Origin of the sequence: Shinella sp. 838 (genome assembly GCF_029623935.1) — a bacterium.
Lineage (GTDB): Bacteria > Pseudomonadota > Alphaproteobacteria > Rhizobiales > Rhizobiaceae > Shinella.
The window spans coordinates 1,016,440-1,039,143 of sequence record NZ_JARSBQ010000001.1 but is presented as its reverse complement, the minus strand read 5'-3'; the positions used below and the strand labels follow the sequence as shown (position 1 = coordinate 1,039,143).

At 65.8% G+C, this 22,704-nt stretch carries 23 protein-coding genes; 16 read left to right on the top strand and 7 right to left on the bottom strand.

Annotated features, from left to right (window positions below):
• Positions 1 to 15 precede the first annotated feature (15 nt).
• On the bottom strand, positions 16 to 909 hold the full coding sequence (locus P9A16_RS04900; RefSeq protein ID WP_023516268.1) for an N-acetylmuramic acid 6-phosphate etherase: 894 nt from the start codon (positions 907 to 909) through the stop codon (positions 16 to 18).
• Positions 910 to 1,106: 197 nt separating this feature from the next.
• Between P9A16_RS04900 and P9A16_RS04895 the strand changes: the two genes are divergently transcribed.
• The 7 genes from P9A16_RS04895 to P9A16_RS04865 all read left to right on the top strand — a co-directional run bounded on the left by P9A16_RS04895 (position 1,107) and on the right by P9A16_RS04865 (position 7,463).
• Positions 1,107 to 1,994: an N-acetylglucosamine kinase gene (locus tag P9A16_RS04895; protein WP_023514286.1), complete on the top strand. Its 888-nt coding sequence runs from the start codon at positions 1,107 to 1,109 to the stop codon at positions 1,992 to 1,994.
• Positions 1,991 to 2,755: a GntR family transcriptional regulator gene (locus tag P9A16_RS04890; protein ID WP_023514285.1), complete on the top strand. Its 765-nt coding sequence runs from the start codon at positions 1,991 to 1,993 to the stop codon at positions 2,753 to 2,755. The genes P9A16_RS04895 and P9A16_RS04890 overlap by 4 nt, the downstream gene beginning before the upstream one ends.
• Before the next feature lie 20 nt (positions 2,756 to 2,775).
• Positions 2,776 to 3,798 (top strand): SIS domain-containing protein, encoded by a 1,023-nt coding sequence (locus P9A16_RS04885; RefSeq protein WP_023514284.1) that lies wholly within the window; start codon positions 2,776 to 2,778, stop codon positions 3,796 to 3,798.
• Complete coding sequence (gene nagA / locus P9A16_RS04880; RefSeq protein WP_023514283.1) at positions 3,795 to 4,955, top strand: N-acetylglucosamine-6-phosphate deacetylase; 1,161 nt, start codon at positions 3,795 to 3,797, stop codon at positions 4,953 to 4,955. Before P9A16_RS04885 ends, nagA begins: the two co-directional genes overlap by 4 nt.
• 84 nt (positions 4,956 to 5,039) lie before the next feature.
• A complete protein-coding gene (locus P9A16_RS04875) occupies positions 5,040 to 6,095 on the top strand; it encodes a dipeptidase (protein ID WP_023514282.1) in 1,056 nt (351 codons plus the stop codon).
• Between the two features lie 22 nt (positions 6,096 to 6,117).
• A complete protein-coding gene (locus P9A16_RS04870) occupies positions 6,118 to 6,864 on the top strand; it encodes a copper homeostasis protein CutC (protein WP_023514281.1) in 747 nt (248 codons plus the stop codon).
• Positions 6,865 to 6,956: 92 nt separating this feature from the next.
• Positions 6,957 to 7,463 (top strand): CreA family protein, encoded by a 507-nt coding sequence (locus tag P9A16_RS04865; RefSeq protein ID WP_023514280.1) that lies wholly within the window; start codon positions 6,957 to 6,959, stop codon positions 7,461 to 7,463.
• 64 nt (positions 7,464 to 7,527) lie between these two features.
• Here the strand turns inward: P9A16_RS04865 and P9A16_RS04860 are convergent, their stop codons facing one another.
• A complete protein-coding gene (locus tag P9A16_RS04860) occupies positions 7,528 to 7,992 on the bottom strand; it encodes a chemotaxis protein CheW (protein ID WP_023514279.1) in 465 nt (154 codons plus the stop codon).
• 266 nt (positions 7,993 to 8,258) lie between these two features.
• On the opposite strand from P9A16_RS04860, the gene P9A16_RS04855 reads away from it, so the two are divergent.
• The 5 genes from P9A16_RS04855 to P9A16_RS04835 all read left to right on the top strand — a co-directional run bounded on the left by P9A16_RS04855 (position 8,259) and on the right by P9A16_RS04835 (position 13,050).
• Positions 8,259 to 8,417 (top strand): hypothetical protein, encoded by a 159-nt coding sequence (locus tag P9A16_RS04855; RefSeq protein ID WP_023514278.1) that lies wholly within the window; start codon positions 8,259 to 8,261, stop codon positions 8,415 to 8,417.
• Positions 8,418 to 8,537: 120 nt separating this feature from the next.
• Positions 8,538 to 9,137 carry an SCO family protein gene (locus tag P9A16_RS04850; protein WP_023514277.1) on the top strand — a complete coding sequence of 200 codons (600 nt, stop codon included), beginning with the start codon at positions 8,538 to 8,540 and terminating at the stop codon, positions 9,135 to 9,137.
• 78 nt (positions 9,138 to 9,215) lie between these two features.
• A complete protein-coding gene (locus P9A16_RS04845; protein ID WP_023514276.1) occupies positions 9,216 to 10,097 on the top strand; it encodes a 50S ribosomal protein L11 methyltransferase in 882 nt (293 codons plus the stop codon).
• Positions 10,098 to 10,526: 429 nt separating this feature from the next.
• Positions 10,527 to 11,051 (top strand): hypothetical protein, encoded by a 525-nt coding sequence (locus P9A16_RS04840; protein ID WP_024271550.1) that lies wholly within the window; start codon positions 10,527 to 10,529, stop codon positions 11,049 to 11,051.
• Between the two features lie 163 nt (positions 11,052 to 11,214).
• Complete coding sequence (locus tag P9A16_RS04835) at positions 11,215 to 13,050, top strand: aminopeptidase P family protein (RefSeq protein ID WP_024271549.1); 1,836 nt, start codon at positions 11,215 to 11,217, stop codon at positions 13,048 to 13,050.
• Here the strand turns inward: P9A16_RS04835 and P9A16_RS04830 are convergent.
• The 4 genes from P9A16_RS04830 to panC form a co-directional block, all read right to left on the bottom strand.
• Complete coding sequence (locus P9A16_RS04830; RefSeq protein ID WP_023513525.1) at positions 13,040 to 13,351, bottom strand: AzlD family protein; 312 nt, start codon at positions 13,349 to 13,351, stop codon at positions 13,040 to 13,042. The two genes, P9A16_RS04835 and P9A16_RS04830, sit on opposite strands and share 11 nt — an antisense overlap.
• A 2-nt stretch (positions 13,352 to 13,353) precedes the next feature.
• Entirely contained in the window at positions 13,354 to 14,088 is a 735-nt protein-coding gene (locus P9A16_RS04825; RefSeq protein ID WP_023513526.1) for an AzlC family ABC transporter permease, read from the bottom strand.
• A gap of 182 nt (positions 14,089 to 14,270) precedes the next feature.
• Complete coding sequence (gene panB, locus P9A16_RS04820) at positions 14,271 to 15,095, bottom strand: 3-methyl-2-oxobutanoate hydroxymethyltransferase (RefSeq protein ID WP_023513527.1); 825 nt, start codon at positions 15,093 to 15,095, stop codon at positions 14,271 to 14,273.
• A gap of 1 nt (position 15,096) precedes the next feature.
• The gene (gene panC / locus P9A16_RS04815; protein WP_023513528.1) at positions 15,097 to 15,966 is read right to left on the bottom strand and encodes a pantoate--beta-alanine ligase; all 870 of its coding nucleotides are present in this window, start codon (positions 15,964 to 15,966) and stop codon (positions 15,097 to 15,099) included.
• Between the two features lie 281 nt (positions 15,967 to 16,247).
• On the opposite strand from panC, the gene P9A16_RS04810 reads away from it, so the two are divergent.
• The 4 genes from P9A16_RS04810 (at position 16,248) to P9A16_RS04795 (ending at position 20,551) form a co-directional block, all read left to right on the top strand.
• On the top strand, positions 16,248 to 18,191 hold the full coding sequence (locus P9A16_RS04810; RefSeq protein ID WP_023513529.1) for a DEAD/DEAH box helicase: 1,944 nt from the start codon (positions 16,248 to 16,250) through the stop codon (positions 18,189 to 18,191).
• A 74-nt stretch (positions 18,192 to 18,265) separates the two neighbouring features.
• Positions 18,266 to 19,108 (top strand): TIGR02587 family membrane protein, encoded by an 843-nt coding sequence (locus tag P9A16_RS04805; RefSeq protein WP_023513530.1) that lies wholly within the window; start codon positions 18,266 to 18,268, stop codon positions 19,106 to 19,108.
• 7 nt (positions 19,109 to 19,115) lie between these two features.
• Positions 19,116 to 19,526 (top strand): TIGR02588 family protein, encoded by a 411-nt coding sequence (locus tag P9A16_RS04800; protein ID WP_023513531.1) that lies wholly within the window; start codon positions 19,116 to 19,118, stop codon positions 19,524 to 19,526.
• Between the two features lie 110 nt (positions 19,527 to 19,636).
• A complete protein-coding gene (locus P9A16_RS04795) occupies positions 19,637 to 20,551 on the top strand; it encodes a M23 family metallopeptidase (protein ID WP_023513532.1) in 915 nt (304 codons plus the stop codon).
• On the opposite strand, the gene ligA is transcribed toward P9A16_RS04795, so the two are convergent.
• Positions 20,538 to 22,700 carry an NAD-dependent DNA ligase LigA gene (gene ligA, locus P9A16_RS04790; protein WP_278025563.1) on the bottom strand — a complete coding sequence of 721 codons (2,163 nt, stop codon included), beginning with the start codon at positions 22,698 to 22,700 and terminating at the stop codon, positions 20,538 to 20,540. The two genes, P9A16_RS04795 and ligA, sit on opposite strands and share 14 nt — an antisense overlap.
• Positions 22,701 to 22,704 lie beyond the last annotated feature (4 nt).

The window sequence follows — 22,704 nt, the reverse complement described above, 5'->3', positions numbered from 1 at the left end:
GCGTTTTGAGACCAGTTATCCGAGGGCTTTCAGGGCGCGCCGGAGGCTCTGCCCCGACCGCTCCAGCGCAGCCTCGGCCGCGCTGGCGTCCTCCACCCCCGCAGCGAGCAGCACGGCCGTCTTGACCGAGCCTTCGGAGCGCTGAAGAAGGCGTTCCGCCTCATCGAGCCCGACACCCGAAATGTCGGACACGATGCGACAGGCGCGCCCCTTCAATTTGATGTTGTCGGCCTTGAGATTGACCATGTGGCCATCGTGAACGTGGCCGAGATGCACGCCGACAAGCGTCGAAAACATGTTGAAAGCGATCTTCTGCGCCGTGCCGGCGCCCATGCGCGTCGAGCCGGAAATGACCTCCGGCGGCGTCTGCAGGAGGATCGCGACGTCGGCGCCCTCGAACAGCGCGGCACCGGGATTGTTGGCAAGCGCCACGATCCGGGCACCCTTCTCCTTCGCGTAGGATGCGATCGCCAGCACATAGGGCGTGCTGCCGCTCGCCGAAACGGCGATCACGCAGTCCCGCGGGCCGATAGCGGCAGACGCGGCATCGCGGCTTGCAAGCGCACGGTCGTCTTCATACCCGCCCGCCAGGTCCTCCAGGCTCGCGGCACCGCCGGCAAGCAGGATGACGATGCGATCGCGGGAAATACCGTAGGTGCCGGGGAGTTCGAGCGCGTCGGCCATCGCCATCAGGCCGGAGCTGCCGGCGCCGGCATAGACAAGACGTCCACCGGAAAGAAGCGCATCGGCCGCAAGACGGGCCGCAGCGGCAATATCGACAAGCGCGGCATCGACAACGCCGGCGGCTGCCTTCTGGGCATCCGCAAGCACCTTCAGCACATCGACGGGCTGACGTTCGTCCAGCCCGCTTGCCTGATCGTGCCTGCCCTCTGTCCTGCCTGCAGCCATCACCGTGTCTCCTCTGGCCGGAATTAATGCCAAAAAAATACCAATTGTCCATAGGAAATTAATTTTTGAGACCACTTTTTTACCACTCAATATTTTTATTGTTTTAAAACAGCAAGTTAAACGAAAGCTTATTCTCCATGCCACCATACCCCTTGGTAAATGGTATTTTTTTGGTATCGTTGTGCTCGGAGGTGCCCATGACAGATCTTATTCTCGGTATCGACGGTGGGGGAACGAGTTGCCGCGCGGCGGTCGCACGCCCGGACGGCACAGTCCTCGGGCGCGGCAAGAGCGGCGCAGCCAATATCCTGACCGACCCCAACAACGCGATCATCTCCATTACGGAGGCCGCCAAGGCCGCCTATCGCGATGCCGGACTGGACGAGGCCGGCGTCAGCGGCGCCTCTGCCTTTCTCGGCCTTGCCGGCACCAATGTCGGCGACCTCACCCGCTACGTGCACGACCGCCTGCCCTTCCGTCATACGGATATCGATTCCGACGGCCTGATCGCCCTGCAGGGTGCGATCGGCGATACGGACGGGGCCGTCGCGATCCTCGGCACCGGCTCCATCTATATGGGGCGCAAGAACAACGTGGTCCGCTACATCGGCGGCTGGGGCTTTACCGTCGGCGATCTCGGCGGCGGCGCGCGCATCGGCCATGCCGCTTTGCAGGAGGCCCTGCTCGCCCACGACGGCGTGCATCCGCACTCGGGCGTGACAGACACCATTCTCGACGAGTTCAAGCACGATCCGCGTGGCATCGTCGAATTCGCCCGCCTCTCCAAGCCGGGCGATTTCGGCCGCTACGCTCCCCTCGTCTTCACCCATGCGAAGGACGGCGACGCGCAGGCGATCGCCATCGTCAAGGCCGGGGCGGCCAGCGTCAACGAATCCCTCGACGCCATCATGGCGCTGGCCGGCGCGCCGCGCCTCTGCCTGCTCGGCGGCCTCGCCCCGCTCTATCCGCAATGGCTGTCCGAACATCACCGCGCAATCCTGGTGGAGGCCGAGGCCGATGCGCTGACCGGCGCCGTAGCGCTCGCCGCCAAGGGCTTCAGAGAGCGCACGGGAGCGGCCGCATGAGCACGTCCCTTGCCGCGATCCTCTCGCCGGAAAGCCTGCAGTCGGGCGTGCCCGGCCCGCTCTATGTCAAGCTGCGCCAGATGCTGGAAGAGGCGATCACCTCCGGCAAGCTGACCTACGGCGACGCGCTGCCCGCCGAGCGCGACCTTGCCGACCATGCCAATGTCAGCCGCGTCACCGTGCGCAAGGCCGTCGACGATCTCGTCAAGGACGGTCTCCTGGTGCGCCGCCACGGCTCCGGCACCTTCGTCGCCAAGCCCGTCGCCAAGGTGCAGCAGTCGCTGTCCCGCCTGACTTCCTTTACCGAGGACATGGCCCGCCGCGGCCTCGTCACCCGGGCCGAGTGGATCGACCGCGGCCTGTTCCACCCCTCGCCGGACGAGATGATGATGCTCGGCCTCCCTGCCGATGCGCTCGTCGCGCGGCTCGGGCGCCTGCGCGTTGCCGACGACATGCCGCTCGCCATCGAGCGCGCCTGCATCTCCTCGGAGTTCCTGCCGGATCCCATGCAGGTGCAGGGCTCGCTCTATGCCGCGCTGGAAAAGCGCGGCTGCCGGCCGGTGCGCGCCGTGCAGCGTATCTCCGCCTACAACATGAAGGATCCCGATGCCTCGATGCTCGGCGTGCCGCCGGGTTCGGCGGGGCTGTCCATCGAGCGGGTCTCCTATCTGCGCTCCGGCCGGGTGGTCGAGTTCACCCGCTCCATCTATCGCGGCGACGCCTATGATTTCGTCGCCGAACTGACGCTTTCCGAGACGTGACCAACCGCAAAGGGAATTCCATGCAGACCAACATGCGCAAAGAGATCAACGAAATCCCGGAAGCGGCGGCCCGCCTGCTCGAAAATTCCGCCAGCGCCATCACGGCCGCCGGCAGGGCGCTCCGGGAGCGTGATCCGCAGTTCTTCGTCACCGTCGCCCGCGGGTCTTCCGACCATGCGGCGCTCTTCCTGAAATATGCGATCGAACTGACCGCCGGCCGACCGGTCGCCTCGCTCGGCCCGTCGCTCGCCTCCATCTACGGCGCCAAGCTGAAACTCGGTGGTGCGGCCGCCATTGCCATCTCCCAGTCCGGCAAGAGCCCCGACATCGTCGCCATGGCCGACGGCGCCACCAAGGGCGGTGCGATCTCCATTGCGCTCACCAACACCCTGCCCTCGCCCCTCGCCGATGCCTGCTCGCATTCGCTCGACCTCTCGGCCGGCCCGGAACTCAGCGTCGCCGCTACGAAGTCCTACGTCAATTCCATCGTCGCCGGCCTTGCCGTGCTCGCCGAGTGGACGGGTGACACCGATCTCGACCGCGCCGTCAAAAACCTGCCGGAGCAGTTCGCGAAGGCCGTCGCCCTCGACTGGTCCGACCTTGCCGGCGACCTCAAGGACGCCCAGTCGCTCTACGTGCTCGGCCGCGGCCCGGGCCTTGCCATCGCCAGTGAAGCCGCGCTGAAGTTCAAGGAAACGTCGGGCATGCACGCCGAAGCCTATTCCTCGGCGGAGGTGCTGCACGGCCCGGTCGCGCTGGTCGGCCCGTCCTTCCCGGTCATCGCGCTTGCGGCACGCGATGCCGCCGAAGCCTCCGTCACCGGCATGGCCGACAGCCTCGCCGATGGCGGTGCCTATGCCTGCGTCACCGCCGCCGGCGCAAAGAGCGCGCGAAAACTGCCCTTCGTTGCCACCGGGCACCCGATCACCGATGCGCTCGCCCTCATCGTGCCGTTCTACGGCTTCGTCGAAGCCTGGTCGCGCGGCAAGGGCCTTGACCCCGACAAGCCGGTCAACCTGAAGAAAGTGACGGAAACCCGATGACAGCGCTCACCGCCCTTACCGGCGCCCGCATCTTCGACGGCGATCTGTGGCATGAGGACAGTGCGCTCCTGCTCGCGGATGGCAAGGTCGCCGCCATCGCGGCGGCCCGCGACGTGCCGGCCGATGCTCGCGTTGTGCCGATGGACGGGCATTCGCTCGTCCCCGGCTTCATCGACCTGCAGGTCAACGGCGGTGGCGGCGTGCTGCTCAACGAGCGGCCGGACCTCGAAGGCATCCGCACGATCTGCGCCGCCCATGCCCGCTTCGGCACGACGGGCCTCCTGCCGACGCTGATCACCGACAATGTCCAGGTGACGACAGAAACCATTGCCGCGGGCCTTGCAGCAAAGGCGGCAAAGGTGCCGGGCTTCCTCGGTCTCCATCTCGAAGGCCCGCACCTGTCGGTCGCCCGCAAGGGCGCGCATGACCCGAACCTCATCCGTCCGATGGAGCAGGCGGACCTCGAGCGCACCATCGAAGCGCGACACAGCCTCGATGCGCTCCTCATGACGCTGGCGCCGGAAAACGCCACCAACGACCAGATCGCGGCGTTGCGTGCGGCAGGCGTCACCGTCAGCCTCGGCCATTCGGACTGCGGCTACCGGACCGCCGCCGCCGCCGCCGAGGCGGGCGCCAGCATGATGACCCACCTCTTCAACGCCATGAGCCCGCTCGGCCACCGCGAGCCCGGCATGGTCGGCGCGGCGCTCGATCTCGGCCATCTCAATGCCGGCCTCATCGCCGACGGCTTCCATGTCGACCCGGCCTCCATCGGCGTGGCGCTGAGGGCCAAGCGCGGCCCCGGCCGCATCTTCCTCGTCACCGACGCGATGTCGACCATCGGCACCGACATGAGGAGCTTCTTCCTCAACGGCCGCGAGATCTTCCGCGAGGGCGGGCGCCTGACGCTCGCCGACGGCACGCTCGCCGGCGCCGATATCGACATGGCCTCCTGCATCCGCTTCATGCGCGACGAGGTCGGCATCGATCTGGAAGAGGCGCTGCGCATGGCCTCGCTCTACCCGGCGGAAGCGATCGGCATGACCGGCCGCAAGGGGCGCCTCACCCACGGCCACGACGCCGATTTCGCTGTCATCGACGACAATGTCAACGTCGTCTCGACCTGGATTGCCGGCACGCCGGTCTTCGCCGCCTGATGCCTCCACCGCGGTTCTTGCGGGCCGCGGCGGAATCGGCTCTACCCCGTCGAACAATCTGACCTATCGATCCGGGAGCGCCCCATGCAATTGATCTTCGACGGCCACAACGACGTTCTCCTGCGCCTGTGGGAGCACGCCCGGAAGGGCGCCGATCCGGTCGCGGAATTCGTCGGTGGAACGGACCAGGGCCATATCGACGCCCCGCGCGCGAAGAAGGGCGGCCTTGCCGGCGGCTTCTGCGCCATGTTCATCCCGCCGGTTGAGGATTACCCGCCGCGCGAAGTCGATGGGAACGGCCACTACAATATCCCGATGGTCGGGCCGCGCGCCCATGCCGATGCGCTTGAGATCGCGCTCGAGATGGCCGATATCGCCAACCGGCTGGAAGCGGCCGGCGGCCTCGCGATCTGCCGCTCCACCGCGGCGATCCGCGCCGCCATGGAGGCCGGCCGCTTTGCCGCCGTGCTTCATATCGAAGGCTGCGAGCCGATCGCCGAGGACCTGTCGAACCTCGAAACCTTCTATGACAACGGCCTGCGCTCGCTCGGCCCCGTCTGGAGCCGGCACAACCTCTTCGGCCATGGGGTGCCCTTCGCCTATCCCTCCTCGCCCGACACAGGCCCGGGCCTGACGGCCGCAGGGGTCGAGCTTGTGAAGGCCTGCGACCGGCTTGGCATCATGATCGACCTCGCCCATATCACCGAGCAGGGTTTCTGGGATGTCGAACGCGTCAGCACCCAGCCGCTCGTCGCCACCCATTCCAACGCCCATGCTCTGACGCCGATCTCGCGCAACCTCACCGACCGCCAGCTCGACGCGATCCGCGAGCGCAAGGGCATTGCCGGCCTCAACTACGCCACGACCATGCTGCGCGCCGATGGCCTCGAAAGCCCCGAAACGCCGCTCGCCGACATGGTGCGCCACATCGACCACATGGTCGAGCGCATGGGCATCGACTGCGTGGCGCTCGGCTCGGATTTCGACGGCGCGACCATTCCCGGCGCGATCCACGACGCCGCCGGCAGCCAAGCCCTCGTCGAGGCGCTGCGCCAGGCCGGCTACGGCGAGGACGACCTGACAAAGCTCTGCCGGGAAAACTGGCTGCGGCTCCTCAAAACCGTCTGGCACGAAGCCTGACCCGAAGCCCCGGAAGGACACCATGGCCAAGCCCCTCATCGAACTCTGCGTCGAAGGCATCGACGGTTTCCTGGCCGCGCAGGATGCAGGCGCCGACCGCGTGGAACTCTGCGCCAGCCTTGTCGAGGGCGGCCTGACGCCGAGCCTTGCGACGATCCGCGCCGCGGTAAAGGCCGCCAAAATCCCCGTCCACGTCATCATCCGCCCGCGCGGTGGCGACTTCCTTTACTCGGAAACGGAATTCGAGACGATGGTGGAGGATATCGCCGCCCTCCGGGGCGAAGGCGTTTCCGGCGTCGTCATCGGCTGCCTGACGCCGGACGGCAGGATCGACGAGGCGCGCACCAAACGGCTGGTCGAGGCCGCGCGGCCGATGTCCGTCACCTGCCACCGCGCCTTCGACATGACGGCCGATGCCGGCGAGGCACTGGAGGCGCTCATCCGCTGCGGCGTCGACCGCGTGCTGACGTCGGGCCAGCGCGACACGGCGCTGGAAGGCCTTGCCATCCTCAAGACCGCCAACGAGCAGGCTGCCGGCCGCATCGTGATCATGGGCTGCGGCGCGCTCGATGCAGACACCATCCGCGCGGTCCGCGACGGCGCCGGACTTGTCGAGCTGCACTTCGCCGCGCTGAAGACCGTGCCGAGCGGCATGGCTTTCCGCAACCCGCATGTCGGCATGGGCGGCACGGAGAAAGACCGGGAATACGAGGTGACGCTGACCGACAGGGATGCGGTGCGCGCCACCATCGCCGCGGCAAAATCGTAAGGGCAACTTCAGCGAAAGCGAAAATGCGCCGGGCGCCGGCTTGCAAGCGGCCGACGCCTCCTTACCTTGAAGACGGAACAAGGAGACCTGCCATGTCGCTGACGAAACTTGCCGCACCTCGCCTTCGCACAGCCCTTGCTGCCGGCCTGATGGCGCTCGCCGCCCTGCCCGCTGCCGCCGAGACGGTCGGCAAGGTCGGCGTCGACTGGATCGGCAACGATATCTATATCGATGCGGTGACCGATCCGGAGGTGTCCGGCGTCACCTGCCACGTCACCTACTTCGACCGCAGCGTCATCGATCGGCTGAAGAAGGGCAACTGGTTCGAGGATCCCTCGAACAACGCCATCTCCTGCCAGCAGACCGGCCCGATCACCATCGGCGACATCGAACTGGACAAGGAGGGCGAAGAGGTCTTCAAGTCCGGCCTGTCACTGATCTGGAAATCGCTGATCGTTACGCGCATCTACGACAAGAAGAACGACACGCTGATCTATCTCGCCCATTCGCGCGAACTGACGGAAGGGTCGGCGAAGATGTCGATCTCCACCGTGCCGCTCTATGGCGAGATAGTCACCTGGACGAACGGCAAGCCCTGAAAACGCAAGACACCCGGCCGTGAACCGGCCGGGTGCAGAAGATGTCGATCGCGCGCCTGCCGCGTCAGGCGGCCTGGGCGAGTTCGTCGGCGATGACGGTGTCGAGGTTGAGGAAGCAGACCATCGACTTCTCGAGCGCGACGATGCCGCGGCAGAAGGCCCGCTGGGCTTCCGGAATGATTTCCGGCGCCGGCTGGAGGGCTTCGCTCTTGATGGTCATCATGTCGGAAACCTGCTCGACGAGCAGGCCGACGAGCTTGCCGGCAATGTCGGTGACGATGATCGCGGAGCGCTCGGACGGCTCGGTCATCTTCATGCCGAGGCGGCAGGCCATGTCGATGACCGGGATCACCGCGCCGCGCAGGTTGATGAGCCCGAGCACGTAGGGCGGCGTGTGCGGCATCGGCGTCACCGGCGCCCAGCCGCGGATTTCTCGGATGGCCATGATGTCGATGCAGAATTCCTGCTCCCCGAGATGGAAGGAGACGATTTCGAGATAAGCGCCGGACTGTTTCAGGGCGTTGGACATGGGTGAGGCTCTTTCCAATCGACGATGGACTTGTTGGAATGCGCTGCACGCCGTCTCCGGCGCACGGCGGACATCATGTCCAGCGGGTCAGACCGGCCCTTTGCGCGTTATCCGAAAGTGGCAAAGAGAGATTAAACAATGGCTAAGGAAGGGCACCGGGAATTTGCATTTTAGCCGCTTTTGATGAATTCCCGGGCGGTGAAACGCCTTCCGTTACGGCAATCCTGCCCGTTTGAAATTCCGCGGTTCCGGTCTATACTCGCCCTATGGACAAGACCGCCCGCCGATACACCGCCCTGCCCGCTGCACTCATCGTGCTCGGCCTCGGCGTTATGGCCACCACAGCCGCCTTTGCAGGCTGGGTGGAGCATGGTTCGGCGATCTTCCTCAGCCTTGCCGAATCCGGCATGGCCTGGTGCTTCTGATCACAATTCCGCGAGCCCCCGATCCTTCCGCGCATTGCGGCAATTGGCCCGTTTGCGCGCGCCGGACCGAAGGACTATGACACGCGCAGACCTCGGACATAGCCTTATCGAAGGACTGCCATGAAGACCCTGCGCCTCGTACTCTGGATCGCCGTCGCCCTCGTCGCCGCCCTGCTCGGCTGGCTGACGCTGGAAATGACCAAGACGAAGGAAGAGGTCGCGGGCGGTCCGTTCGGCGTACCCTTCGAGCTCGTCGCGCAGGATGGCAAGCCGATCACCGAAAAGGCCTTCACCGGCAAGCCGACCGCCCTCTTCTTCGGCTTCACCCACTGCCCGGAAGTCTGCCCGACGACGCTGTTCGAGATGAACGGCTGGCTCACCAAGGTCGATCCCGACGGTTCCAAGCTGCAGGCCTATTTCATTACCGTTGATCCGGAGCGCGACACGCCAGAGCTGATCGGCCAGTATGTCGGCAACGTCTCCAAGCGCATCACCGGTATTTCCGGCCCGGCGGACAAGGTGCTGGAGATGGTCAAGGGCTACCGGGTCTACTACCGCAAGGTGCCGCTCGACGAGGCCAAGCCCGACGGCGACTACACGATGGACCACACGGCATCCGTCTTCCTGCTCGACGCGACCGGCCGCTTCGTCGGCACCATCGCCTATGGCGAGAACCCCGAGGTCGCCGAGCAGAAGCTGACGAACCTGATCAAGGGATAATCGTCAGGCCGGGCATACACCTTTGCCCTCGGCTTTCGGACATGCTAGGCGGACCTGAAACAACAGGGACCCCGAGCCGTGAGCGAAATCCGCCTCTATATCACCACGACCGAGAAGCGGGCCGATATCGCCCTCTCGCTGATGACCGACGCCTTCGAGGAAGAAGGCTATGCCATCGCGACGATGGAGATCGACGAGAAGAAAGACATCTGGGAAGCCTCCGTCTACATGTTCCGTGAGGACGAGGCGGAAATCCACGGGCGTTTCGCGGCGCTGCTTGCCGACACGTTTCCCGATGCGCCGATCGAGCGCGAGGAACTGCCCGATATCGACTGGATCGCCAAGTCGCTGGAAGGCCTGAAGCCGGTGCGCGCCGCGCGTTTCGTCGTGCACGGCTCGCATGACCGCGGCAAGGTGCGGGCTGGCGAGATCGCCATCGAGATCGACGCCGGCCAGGCCTTCGGAACCGGCCATCACGGCACGACAGCGGGCTGCCTGGAGGTGATCTCCGACGTGATGCGCACGCGCAAGGTCAAGCGCGTTCTCGACCTCGGTACCGGCAGCGGCGTTCTGGCGATTGCCGCGCGCAAGCTCGCCCCGGTCACGGTTCTGGCGACGGACATCGACCCGATCGCCACGCGCGTCGCACGGGAAAACGTCCGCCTCAACGGCATCGCCTCCGGCGTCGCACTGGAAACAGCGCCGGGCTTCCACTCCACCGCCTTCGGCCGCCACGGCCCCTTCGACCTCATCATCGCCAATATCCTCGCCCGGCCGCTGATGCGCATGGCGCCGCAGCTCGCCGCACAACTGGCGCCGCAGGGCGATGTCATCCTGTCCGGCATCCTCGCCTCGCAGCGCTGGAAGGTGCTTGCTGCCTACAATGGCGCAGGCCTGCGTCATGTGCGCACGATCTGGCGCGAAGGCTGGGTGACGATCCACCTCGACAACCGGCGGTGACGGCACCGTCCGGAAGCGGGGTGGCAACATCCCGCTTCAACGCAAGGGAAATACAGGCAAAATAAAAGGCGGTGCCAGAGGCACCGCCTATGGGCCGGCGAACCGACCTGCCCGCGAGCTTGAGGAGGAGGAGTGCTCAAGCGGGCCTATGTGTTCCGAGCGCCTTCCCGGAGGAGGGAGGAGGAGTGACCGGCAAGACGCCTGATCGGAACACCTAGTCTTTTGCCTTTCGGCAGTTCATTTTGCGATCCGAAGGACTGGAGGAACTTTCACTTCGTTTCGCTTGAAGCGCGTTTTGTTTCGCTTCGTTGGCGCCGCTTATACAAGATTCGAAAATTTGCGACAGAGCCTTTGGGACATGGGTGCCATGCACACAATGCATAAGTCCAATTACAGACCTCTTGGCACGATCCGGGAGCTTTCCTGATCATGGCCGCCACCATCATTCCGCTCATCACCCTTGCGATTATCGTCTTCGTGCTGTGGATCGCGATCCGCGCCAACATCGAGGCGCGCAGGAATCCGCACCGCGTCGAAAGCACCACGCGCACCGAGGCTGAACGCCGTCGTATCGCCCTGTCCCTGCGCGATGCCCTCAGCCGCAAGCCTCTCGGCGCAACGCTGGCCGAACAGCTCTGGCGAAAGCTGGCAAACGAGGTGCCGGGCAACGGCGTGATCTACGACTATCACCGGGATTTCTGCGGCCAGGGCCTCATCCGCACCGATGACGGCGTCATGCTCGCCGACGTGCAGGATGGCGGGGCCTATTTCGGCTCCCCCATCGCGGCGTGGAAGACCGAGGAAGACTTCGTCGCCTTCCTCGCCCGCCAGTCGGATTTTTCGATGAGCGGCTGGGATGCCGGCGAACCCGCCTTCTTCACCGAGGACGACTGGTATCGCAACAACCAGCGCCTGACCCGCACCGTGCTGGAGCGCTATCTCTCCCGCCTTTGACGCAGCCGGCCGATAGGCCAAAGCGTACCGCGATCGGCCATATTCGCTCTCTGCGCTTCAATGCTTAGGTTTTTCGCATGCCGGCAGCGCAAAACCGCCGCGCACTTTTGCGCGACATGCTTTAGATTGCCGGCACGATTCATCGCCATACCGGAAGTCCCCCATGTTCCAGAGTTTCGACGTCACCTCCACGCCCCAGTTCGGCCGCGAACGCGCCGATGCGCTGCGCGCCAGCTTCGATGCACTCGGCATCGACGGCTTCCTCGTGCCGCGCGCCGACGAGTATCAGGGCGAATACGTGCCGGCCTCGGCCGAGCGCCTTTCCTGGCTGACGGGCTTCACCGGTTCGGCCGGCGTTGCGCTCGTCATGCGCGGTGCGGCCGTGGTCTTCGTCGATGGCCGCTATGTCACGCAGCTCGCCGAGCAGGTCGACGGCAGCGTCTACACCGGTGGCGACCTTGTCGGCGAGCCGCCGCATCTCTGGCTGCAGAACCACGCGCCGAAGGGTTTCCGTCTCGGCATCGACCCGTGGCTGCACACCGGCGCGGAAGTGCGCCGCCTCGAGAAGGCGCTTGCCGGCCTCGGCGGCGCCCTCGTCTTCCTGCCCCACAATCCGCTCGACAAGGCCTGGGCCGACCGCCCGAGCGAACCGCTCGGCCGCGTGACGATCCAGGCGATCGACCAGGCCGGGGAACTGGCCAGGGACAAGCTCGCCAAGATGGCGGAGGCGACCGCCAAGGCCGGCGCGGATGCCCTCGCCGTTACCGACCCGTCCTCCATCGCCTGGATCTTCAACATCCGCGGCAGCGACGTGCCGCACACGCCGCATCCCTTGGCCCGCGCCATCATTCCGGCAGAGGGTCGCCCGCAGCTCTTCCTCGACAAGCGCAAGACCGGCATCGAGCCCGAGGCCTACCTCACCCAGCTCGCCGACCTCGTACCGCCGTCGCAGTTCGACGAGCGCATCGCGGCGCTCGCCGCCGAGGGCAAGCGCATCCTGATCGATCCTGACCAGGCGCCCTTCGCGCTCGCCGAGATCGTGCGCCGCAAGGGCGGCACGCTGGTCGAGGCCAACGACCCGGCCCGCCTGCCCCGCGCCTGCAAGAACGCGGTCGAGCTGCAGGGTTCCGCGCGTGCCCACCTTCAGGATGGCGCAGCCATGGTGGAGTTCCTCGCCTGGCTCGACGGCACGACGCCCGGCACGCAGACCGAAATGGCCGTCACGAAGAAACTGGAGGCCGTGCGCGCCAGCGTCGGCGAGCGCCATCAGAACCCGCTGAAGGACGTGTCCTTCGACACCATTGCGGGCGCTGGCGCGCATGCCGCCATCATGCATTACCGCGTGACGACCGCATCGGACACGCTCATCGAGCCGGGCACGCTCTTCCTCATCGATTCCGGCGCGCAGTATATCAACGGCACGACGGACATCACCCGCACGGTGGCGATCGGCGCGGTGCCGGAAGAGCAGAAGCGCTTCTTCACCCTGGTGCTGAAGGGCATGATCGCGATCAGCACGGCACGCTTCCCGAAAGGCTCGCGCGGCTGCGACCTCGATCCGCTCGCCCGCATCGCGCTGTGGAAGGCCGGTGCCGATTTCGCCCATGGCACAGGCCACGGCGTCGGCTCCTATCTCTCCGTGCATGAGGGTCCGCAGCGCATTTCCCGGCTTTCGACGCAGGAGCTTCTGGCCGGAATGATCCTGTCCAACGAGCCCGGCTACTACCGGCCCGGCGCCTTCGGCATCCGCATCGAGAACCTGATCCACGTCCTGCCGGCCGCCCCTGTCGACGGCGGCGACATGGACATGCTCGGCTTCGAGACGCTGACCTTCTGCCCGATCGACCGCCGGCTCGTCGTCGCCGCCCTGATGACGGACGACGAGCTTGCCTGGCTGAACGCCTACCACGCGGATGTGCGCGAAAAGATCACGCCGCTGCTGTCGGACGAAGCAACGAAGAGCTGGCTGGAAAAGGCGACGGCGCCGGTCAGCCGATGAACTGACGCAGCACCATCACGACGACCCAGCCGATGGCCAGCACCGGCAGGAGCGAGAGACGCAGGCCAAGCAGGAAAGCGATGGCCATCGTCACGCTGACGTCGAAACCGCCCGTCACGGCTGCCGGCGCCACCAGCGTGGTGAGCACGGCGGCCGGAACGGCGTTCAGCGCCGCTTCGGCGCGCGGCGGGATGCGCTTCATGCGCGTGATGAAGACATAGCCGCCGACGCGCGTCAGGTAGGTCGCGATGGCGCCAGCGGCGATGATCAGCAGCGTCTGCGTGTGGAACAGCGTGTCCATGCTCATGCCTCCCCGCGTGCAGCGTCGCCGACCGGCTCGGCCGGTGCCTTGTCATCGAGCGGCATGACCGCCGCGACGAGCACCCCCGCAAGCGCGCCAAGGCTGACATGCCAGGGCGAGCCGACGAAATGCAGCGCGAGGATCGAGCCTGCCGAGGAGGCCAGCACCACCGGAAGCCAGTTCGCCCGGCTGCGGAAGCCGAGCACCAAGCCCATGAAGTAGATCGGCAGCAGCACGTCGATGCCGATCTCCTTGGGGTCGCCGATCAGGTTGCCGAGCAATCCCCCGACAACCGTCAGGCAGAGCCAGGGCACATAGACGCTGAGGCCGAGCACCATCGACCAGATATAGCTGACGCGGATACCCGCATCCGCACGACGCTCGGTTTCGGCGAACTGAGGGTCGGTGAGGAAGAACAGCGACGTCGCCTTCTGCCAGAAGGTGAGATGCCGGATATGGGCGGCGATCGCCGCCGAATAGAGCACGTGCCGGAAGTTCACGGCGAAGATCGACAGCACCACCAGCCAGGGCGCGACATTGTGATCGAAGAGCTCGACGCCGACGAGCTGGCTGGCGCCGGCATAAAGCGTCGCGCTCATCAGCGCCGCTTCCGCGATCGTCAGGCCGTTGTCCACGGCGACGGCGCCGAACAGCACGGCAAATGGCGCCGCGGCGATCGCGACGGCGCTGCCACGCCGGAAGGCGTCGCGGATTTCTTCTTTCGTGGCGGGGGTCATGGGTCTGCTCAAAATCTGTCGCAAATCCGGGAGGAGCGCACGGCGGTCTTCCGGCCGGACTTGCAGGAAACGATCCGCCACCCATAGAGCAGGCGCGATCCACCCGCAAACCAATATGGCTGATGGACCGTTCAGCGTCGTTGATCAATCAGCGCCGTTTTTCTTCCGGCGCTGATCGATTATCAGCTCTTCTTGAGCTGGAACGTGTGCTCGGGTGCCGGAAAGCTGCGCGCCTTCACCTCTTCGGCGTAGGTCGCGAAAGCCTCGCTCATGACGGGGGCGAGATTGGCGAAGTGCTTGACGAAGCGCGGCTTGAAATCCGTGAAGATGCCGAGCACGTCGTCGACGACCAGCACCTGTCCGTCGCAGGCCGGCGAGGCTCCGATGCCGATGGTCGGCGCCTTGACCGTGCCGGTGATCTCGCGCGCCAGCGGCTCGACCGTGCCCTCGATGACGATGGCGAAGGCGCCGGCGTCGTCGATGGCCGCGGCGTCCTTGCGGATCTTCTCGACTTCCTTGTCGTTGCGGCCGAGCGAGCGGTAGCCGCCGGTCGTGTTGATGAGCTGCGGCATCAGGCCGACATGGCCGAGCACCGGAATGCCGCGCTGGGTGAGGAAATGCACCGTCTCGGCCATTTCCGCCCCGCCCTCCAGCTTGATCGCCGAACAGCCGGTTTCCTTGAGAACCCTGGCAGCCGTCGCAAAGGCCTGTTCCTTGGACTGCTGGTAGGAGCCGAAGGGCAGGTCGACGACGACGCAGGCGCTGGACGAGCCGCGCATGACGGCCTGGCCATGGGCGATCATCATCTCGATCGTCACGCCGACGGTGGAATCGAGACCGTAGAGCACCATGCCGAGGCTGTCGCCGACCAGCATGAAATCGACATGGGGATCCATGAGCTTGGCGACCGGGGTCGTGTAGGCGGTGAGGCTGACGATCGGACGCTCGCCCTTGAGGGCCCGGATATCGGCGGGCGCCAGACGGCGCTTGGCGGTATGTACGCTCATGTCACGCTACCTTTTTCATGTTTTTCGGGCCAAAAACCCGATTATCGAGGAGTTTCGTGCTCCCAAAGCGCACGAAAAGCAACAAAAGAACCGGTCGATCGCCGACCGTGTCGATCTCGGCAAGCGTCTGCGGATCGCGGATCGCGACCACTTCGGGCTTGGCGAGCGGCTCGCTGGCAAGGAAGGCGGTAACACCCGCCTCCAGGCGCCTTGCATCCGTCTCGCCCGCCACGATCAGCCGCTCGGCTTCCTCCAGCGCGCGCGGCACGATGGTGGCAGCGGCGCGCTCCCCGGCCGAGAGGTAGACGTTGCGCGAGGAACAGGCGAGCCCGTCCGCCTCGCGCACCGTCGGCACGCCGATCACCTCGACCGGCTGCGCCAGGTCCTCGGCCATGCGGCGGATGATGGTGAGCTGCTGGAAGTCCTTCTCGCCGAAATAGGCGCGGTCCGGCTGGGCGATATTAAAGAGCTTGGTGACGACGGTCGCGACCCCCGCGAAATGCCCGGGGCGGACGGACCCTTCGAGCTCCGAGCCGAGCTTCGGCACATCAACGACAGTCTCCATCGGCCGTGGATACATGTCGGAGACGCCGGGTGCGAAGAGATAGTGCACGCCTTCGGCCTCCAGCATCGCCTGGTCGCGGGCAAGGTCGCGCGGATAGCGCGCAAGATCCTCGTTTGCTCCGAACTGCAGCGGATTGACGAAGATGGTGGCGACGACGATGTCGTTGTCGGCGCGGGCCCGCCGGGCAAGCTCCATATGGCCGACATGAAGGTAGCCCATAGTGGGCACGAGACCGATGGTGCGACCGTCCAGCCGGTGCGGCGCCAGCGCCGCGCGCAAATCCGCGATGGTTGTAAAGGTCTGCATCGACGGTTCCTCCTTGCTCTCGCCCTCTCCCGCGGGCGATGCCGCCTGCACGATCTCTGCGGATCGGTTCCAGGAGGCGCCGTTTTCTATCTTGTGCAGCGCAAAAAGACAATCGGCAAACACCTTGGGCGGCGATAGGCCCCGCCGCTGGGCAGCATTGCATTTTGCGCACTGTACATTTCGCTCAATGCCCAGTAGAGAGCGCGTTGACACGCCCGTCGCATACGAGCGCAGAGTGCGACGCCAGATCGTCGCGGAACCCGAATTCCGAAAGACCCTACATGACGAGTTTTGAAAGCCTCGCTCCGGCGATGGCAAAGGCGTTGGAAAAACGCGGCTACACTACCTTGACGCCGGTGCAGATCGCCGTCTCCGACCCCAAGATCGGCGATTCCGATGCGCTGGTCTCCGCCCAGACCGGCTCCGGCAAGACCGTCGCCTTCGGCCTCGCACTCGCCCCGACGCTGCTTGAGGGCGAAGAACGCTTCGCCCGCGCCGAGAGCCCGCTTGCCCTCGTCATCGCGCCGACGCGCGAGCTCGCCATGCAGGTCAAGCGCGAGCTGGAATGGCTCTACGAGATGACCGGCGCCGTCATTGCCTCCTGCGTCGGCGGCATGGACGTGCGCAACGAGCGGCGCGCGCTGGAGCGCGGCGCCCATATCATCGTCGGCACGCCGGGACGCCTGCGCGACCACATCACCCGCGGCAACCTCGATCTCTCCGCCATCCGCGCAGTCGTGCTCGACGAAGCCGACGAGATGCTTGACCTCGGTTTCCGCGAAGACCTCGAATTCATCCTCGAAGCCGCGCCGGAAGACCGCCGCACGCTGATGTTCTCGGCGACAGTGCCGAAGGAGATCGCCGCGCTCGCCAAGAACTACCAGCGCGACGCGCTCCGCATCTCGACCGCGTCCGAGCGGGAGCAGCATGTCGACATCGATTATCGCGCCCTGCTGGCCGTGCCCGCCGACCGCGAGAACGCCATCATCAACGTTCTGCGCTACTACGATGCGCAGAACGCCATCGTCTTCTGTTCGACGCGCGCAGCGGTGAACCACCTGACCGCCCGCTTCAACAATCGCGGCTTCTCGGTCGTGGCACTCTCCGGCGAACTCAGCCAGAACGAGCGCACCCATGCGCTGCAGGCCATGCGCGATGGCCGCGCCCGCGTCTGCATCGCCACCGACGTCGCCGCCCGTGGCATCGACCTGCCCAATCTCGAGCTCGTCGTGCATGCCGACCTGCCGACCAACCCCGAAACGCTGCTGCACCGCTCGGGCCGCACCGGCCGTGCCGGCCGCAAGGGCGTCAGCGCGCTCATCGTGCCGCTCAGCGCCCGCCGCAAGGCCGAGCGCCTGCTGCAGGCCGCCAACCTCAAGGCGAACTGGGCGACCCCGCCGTCCGCCGAGGACATCCTGCGCCGCGACGACGAGCGTTTGCTCGCCGACCCCATGCTGACCGACACGATCGGAGAAGACGAGGTCGAGACGATCGACGCGCTCGCCGCACGGTTCGACGCCCGCCAGCTGGCCGCCGCCGTCGCCCGTTTCTTCAAGGCTGGCCGCTCGGCGCCGGAAGACCTGGTCGAGGTCTCGCTCGAACAGCGCAAGCCGCGCGAGCGCGGCAACGACTTCATTCCCGCCGAAACCAAGCGCCCGCGCGACGGTTTCGGGGCGAGCGTCTGGATCTCCGTGTCGGTCGGCCGCAAGCAGCGCGCCGAACCGCGCTGGCTGATCCCGATGCTCTGCCGCAACGGCAGCATCACCAAGAACGAGATCGGCGCGATCAAGATGCAGCCGGAAGAGACCTATATCGAGCTCTCCGCCGCTTCCGCCGACGGCTTCCTCGGCCATCTCGGCCCAGGCAGCATGCTGGAGCGCGGCATCCGCGTTACCGTGCTGGAAGGCCAGCCCGACCTGACGCCGCAGCCCTATACGCGTGTGCCCGGCGAGAAGACGCAGCGCTACGACAAGCCGGAACGCCGCGCCGACTGGAAGCCGAAGGGCGAATTCGAGAAGAAGCCGCGTTTCGAGAAGAAGCGCGATTTCGACAAGCCGGAAGGTGCCGCCGCCAAGCCGCACTGGAAGGACCGTGAAGACGGCGGCAAGAAACCCGCCAAGCCCTTCGCCGGTGCCAAGCCCTTCAAGGGCAAGCGCGACGAAAAATTCGCCAAGCCCGACGGCGCGCCGCGTAAGCCGAAGGCCAAGAAGCCGGATCGCTTCTAAACAATGACACCTGACCGGCGCGGAACCATCCGGTCCGCGCCGCGTTACCCCCGCGCTTTTGCGAGGGGGTTTTCATGGCCGGAAACGACGCGCAGACGGCGGCGGACAAAGACGAACTCAACCGGTTCGTGACCGGCCTCGGCCGCGGTGTCGCCGGCGCCCTGTTCCTGGCGCTGCCCATGCTGATGACCATGGAAATGTGGCATCTCGGCTTCTCCATGGCGCGCGAGCGCCTGTTCCTGCTGCTCCTCCTCGACATTCCCCTGTTGATCCTGCTCGCCCATCGCATCGGTTTCGAGGAGACATTTGGCTGGCGCGAGACAATCCGTGACGCGGCGATCGCCTATGGCATCGGCATCCTGACCAGCTTGGTAGTGCTGACGGCGCTCGGCCTGCTGCGTGGCGGCATGCCGGCGAGCGAACTTTCCGGCAAGGTCGCCCTGCAATCCGTCCCCGCCAGCATCGGCGCCATGCTTGGCCGCAGCCAGCTCGGCCATGACGACGATGACACCGGAACGAAGGAGACGAGTTATGCCGGCGAGCTGCTGCTGATGGCGGCCGGGGCCCTCTTTCTCTCGCTCAACATCGCGCCGACCGACGAGATGATGGTGCTCGCCTACAAGATGACGGCCGGGCACGCCCTTGCCGTCGCCCTCATCTCCATCGCCCTTATGCACGGCTTCGTCTATGCGGTGTCCTTCACCGGCGGGCACGAGCTTTCCCCGCAGACGCCCTGGTGGCACGCCTTCGTGCGCTTCACCCTGCCCGGCTATGTCATTGCGCTGGCGATCAGCATCTTCGCCCTGTGGATCTTCGAGCGCCTTGGCGGCAGTGCGCCGGTCGAGGTCGCATTGTCCGTCATCGTGCTCGGTTTTCCCGCAGCGCTTGGCGCCGCAGCCGCGCGATTGATCCTGTGAGGCAGCCATGACCCGATCCGAACGGGGCCGCCATCGCGAACGCCACGATCCGCACTGGATCGAATGGCTGACCGGCCTGGTCTCCGCCCTCCTCGTCGCCGGCATGCTCGGCTGGATCGGCTGGGAGGCTTTCACGCGGGAGGCGACGCCACCGGACCTTTCCGTCACGGTGCTGACGACGGAGAAGACCGGCGCCGGACAGCGCGTCACCTTCGACATCGCCAATTCCGGAACCACCACCGCGGCAGCCGTCACCGTCATCGGGCGGCTGATGGAAGGCGAAAAGATCGTCGAGGAGAGCCACGTTGTCTTCGACTATGTCGCCGCAGAATCGAAGTCGACAGGCGCCATCCTGTTTGCAGGAGACCCGGCCGGGCGGCGGGTGGATATCCGTGCCGCCGGCTACACCGGTCCATAGCGGCCAACGGCTTGAAAAAGCGGAACCAAATACGCATCTGCGGATTGAACAAAAGACAAGTATCCGTGTCCGCATCGAAATGGGCATCCCAGACCCCGCAAGGCTTCACCATGGCATGGCCCATTCTCATCCTGCTGACCACCCAGGTCCTCCTCCCGGCCTTCTTCTTCTCCTGGCTCTTTCTGCCCCGCCCCATCGACCGGCTCGGCTGGCTGACACGCGTCGCCTACGGGGCGGCCTACTTCGCCTTCGTCGCCGTCATCGGGCGCTGGGATTTCCTCGGCTCCGCCCTTGCAATGCTCCTGCCGGCGGCGTTCGTCGTGGCCGCCGCCCTCTCCTATCTGCGCGTTCGCGGCCGGCCCTGGAATGCATCACCCTCGCTCTTGCGCGCGCATGGCTTCACCGCAGCCATGGCCGTGTTCTTCCTGGCGCTGACGGCACGGGCCCTTTCCGGCTACGGCTACAAGGAGACGGCCGTGGAGCTCGCCTTCCCGTTCGCCGCCGGCACCTACTATGTCGGCCAGGGCGGCGGCACGACCTCGATCAACTATCACCATGCCAGCCAGAGCCAGCGCTTCGCGCTCGACATCGTCGCGCTCAACGGTTTCGGCATGCGCGCGAACGGGCTGATGCCGAAGGACCTTGCGGACTACGAGATCTATGACCGGGAGGTGAAGAGCCCCTGCAACGGCGTCGCCATCGCCACCCACGACGGTGTCGATGACAACCGCATCTCCGAGAGCAATACCGAGGCGCCGGCGGGCAACCACATCATCCTCGCCTGCGGCTCGGCGCGCATCCTGCTTGCCCATTTCCGCAAGGGTTCGGTCGCCGTCGCCGATGGCGCGGTCGTCACGAAGGGCGAAACGCTCGGCCGGGTCGGCAATTCCGGCAATTCATCCGAGCCGCACCTGCACATGCATGCCTATCTCGGCGGCACGCGGGACTACAACGAAGGCCAGGGCGTGCCCATGACCTTCGACGGCCGCTTCCTCGTGCGCGGCTCGATCGTCACGGCGCCTTGACCCGCTCGAGCCAGCCGTCCTCGTCGATGACCTCGACGTTGAACTCCCGCGCCTTGTCGAGCTTGGAGCCGGCGCCCGGCCCGGCGACCACGAGATCCGTCTTCTTGGAGACAGAACCCGCCACCTTGGCGCCCAGCCGCTCAGCCATCGCCTTGGCCTCGTCGCGCGTCATCTTCTCCAGCGATCCCGTGAACACCACCGTCTTGCCGGCAACCGGGCTCGCAGTCGCCACCACCGCTTCGGCGGCCTGCGGCTCCACCTCCTTGCGCAGGGCAGCGATGACCTGAAGGTTGCGCGGTTCCTTGTAGAACTCCACGAGAGCCCGGGCGACAACCTCGCCGATCCCGTCGATGCTGTTCAGTTCGGTCCACGCGTCGCCCGAAAACGACGACGCCGCGATCAGCGCCTCCTCGAAGGCCGCGTAGGTGCCATAGGCACGCGCCAGCAGCTTGGCATTGCCTTCCCCCACATGGCGGATACCGAGCGCGTAGATGAAACGGTTGAGCGCGATGGAGCGCCGCGCATCGATGGCATCATAGAGCTTGCGAACGCTCACCTTGCCGAAACCGTCAATATTCTCGAGTTTCGTCAGCTCGGATTCGTCCTGCCGCTTCCGGAGCGTGAAGATGTCAGGCGCGGTGCGGATGCTGAGACTGTCGTCCTGCGCGGTGAAGAAGAAGTCGATCTGCTTGGTTCCGAGGCCTTCGATGTCGAAGGCGTTGCGCGAGACGAAATGCTTGAGATGCTCCACCGCCTGCGCGGGGCAGACGAACCCGCCCGTGCACCGCGTCACCGAATCGAGGCGGCCGGTCTTTTCGTTGCGTTCGCGGACGGCATGGCTGCGGCAGGACGGGCATTCCGTCGGAAATTCGTATGGTTGCGATTCCGGTTTGCGTTTCTCCAGCACGACGTCAAGCACCTGCGGAATGACATCGCCCGCGCGCTGCACGATAACGGTGTCGCCGATGCGAATGTCATGGCCCTCCGGCCGGATGCGGTCGCCGCTGTTGCCGATACCCGCGATGTAGTCGGCATTGTGCAAGGTTGCATTGGTGACGACCACGCCGCCAACGGTAACGGGTGCAAGGCGGGCGACGGGCGTCAGCGCCCCGGTCCGGCCCACCTGGATGTCGATATCCTCGACGGTGGTGAAGGCTTGCTCGGCCGGGAACTTGTGCGCCGTCGCCCAGCGCGGCGAGCGGGAGCGGAAACCGAGGCGTTCCTGCAATGCCAGCTCGTCCACCTTGTAGACGACGCCGTCGATGTCATAGTCGAGATCCGGGCGGTCGAGGCCGATCTCGCGGTAATGCGCGATGATGTCATCGACGCGGGAAAGCCGCTTGGTCATCGGATTGACCGGGAAGCCCCAGGCCTTCAGCACCTCGATCATGCCATATTGCGTATCGGCCGGCATGGCCGACATCTCGCCCCAGGCATAGGCGAAGAAACGCAGCTTTCGGCTCGCCGTCACCGTCGCGTCGAGCTGGCGCAGCGAGCCCGCCGCCGTGTTGCGCGGGTTGACATAGGTCTGCTTGCCCTCCGCCGCCATCTTCTCGTTGAGCGCCAGAAAGTCGCTCTTGGCCATATAGACCTCGCCGCGCACCTCAACGACATCAGGCGCACCGGCCGGCAGGCGGTTCGGGATCTCGCCGATGGTCATGACATTGGCGGTGACGTTCTCGCCCGTCGTGCCGTCGCCGCGCGTCGCCGCGCTGACCAGCCGGCCGTTCTCGTAGCGGATCGACATCGAAAGGCCGTCGATCTTCGGCTCGGCGGTAAACGCGATCGAATCGTCCGGCAGGCGGCCAAGGAAACGATAGACGGAGGCGACGAAGTCCCGGACGTCCTCGTCGGAGAACGTATTGTCGAGCGAGAGCATCGGGCGCGAATGGGTGATCGGCGCGAAGGTCGGCAGTGGAGCCGAGCCGATGCGGCGCGACGGGCTGTCGTCGCGCACCAGCGCCGGAAACCGCGCCTCGATCGCCTCGTTGCGCCGCTTCAGGGCGTCATAGTCGGCATCCGAAATTTCCGGCGCGTCCTGACCGTGGTACAGGTCGTCGTTGCGCGCAATTTCGGCCGCCAGAAAGGCGAGTTCTGCCGCAGCCTCTTCTTCATTGAGATTCTCGACGGGGGTTTTCACATTCGCCATGGCC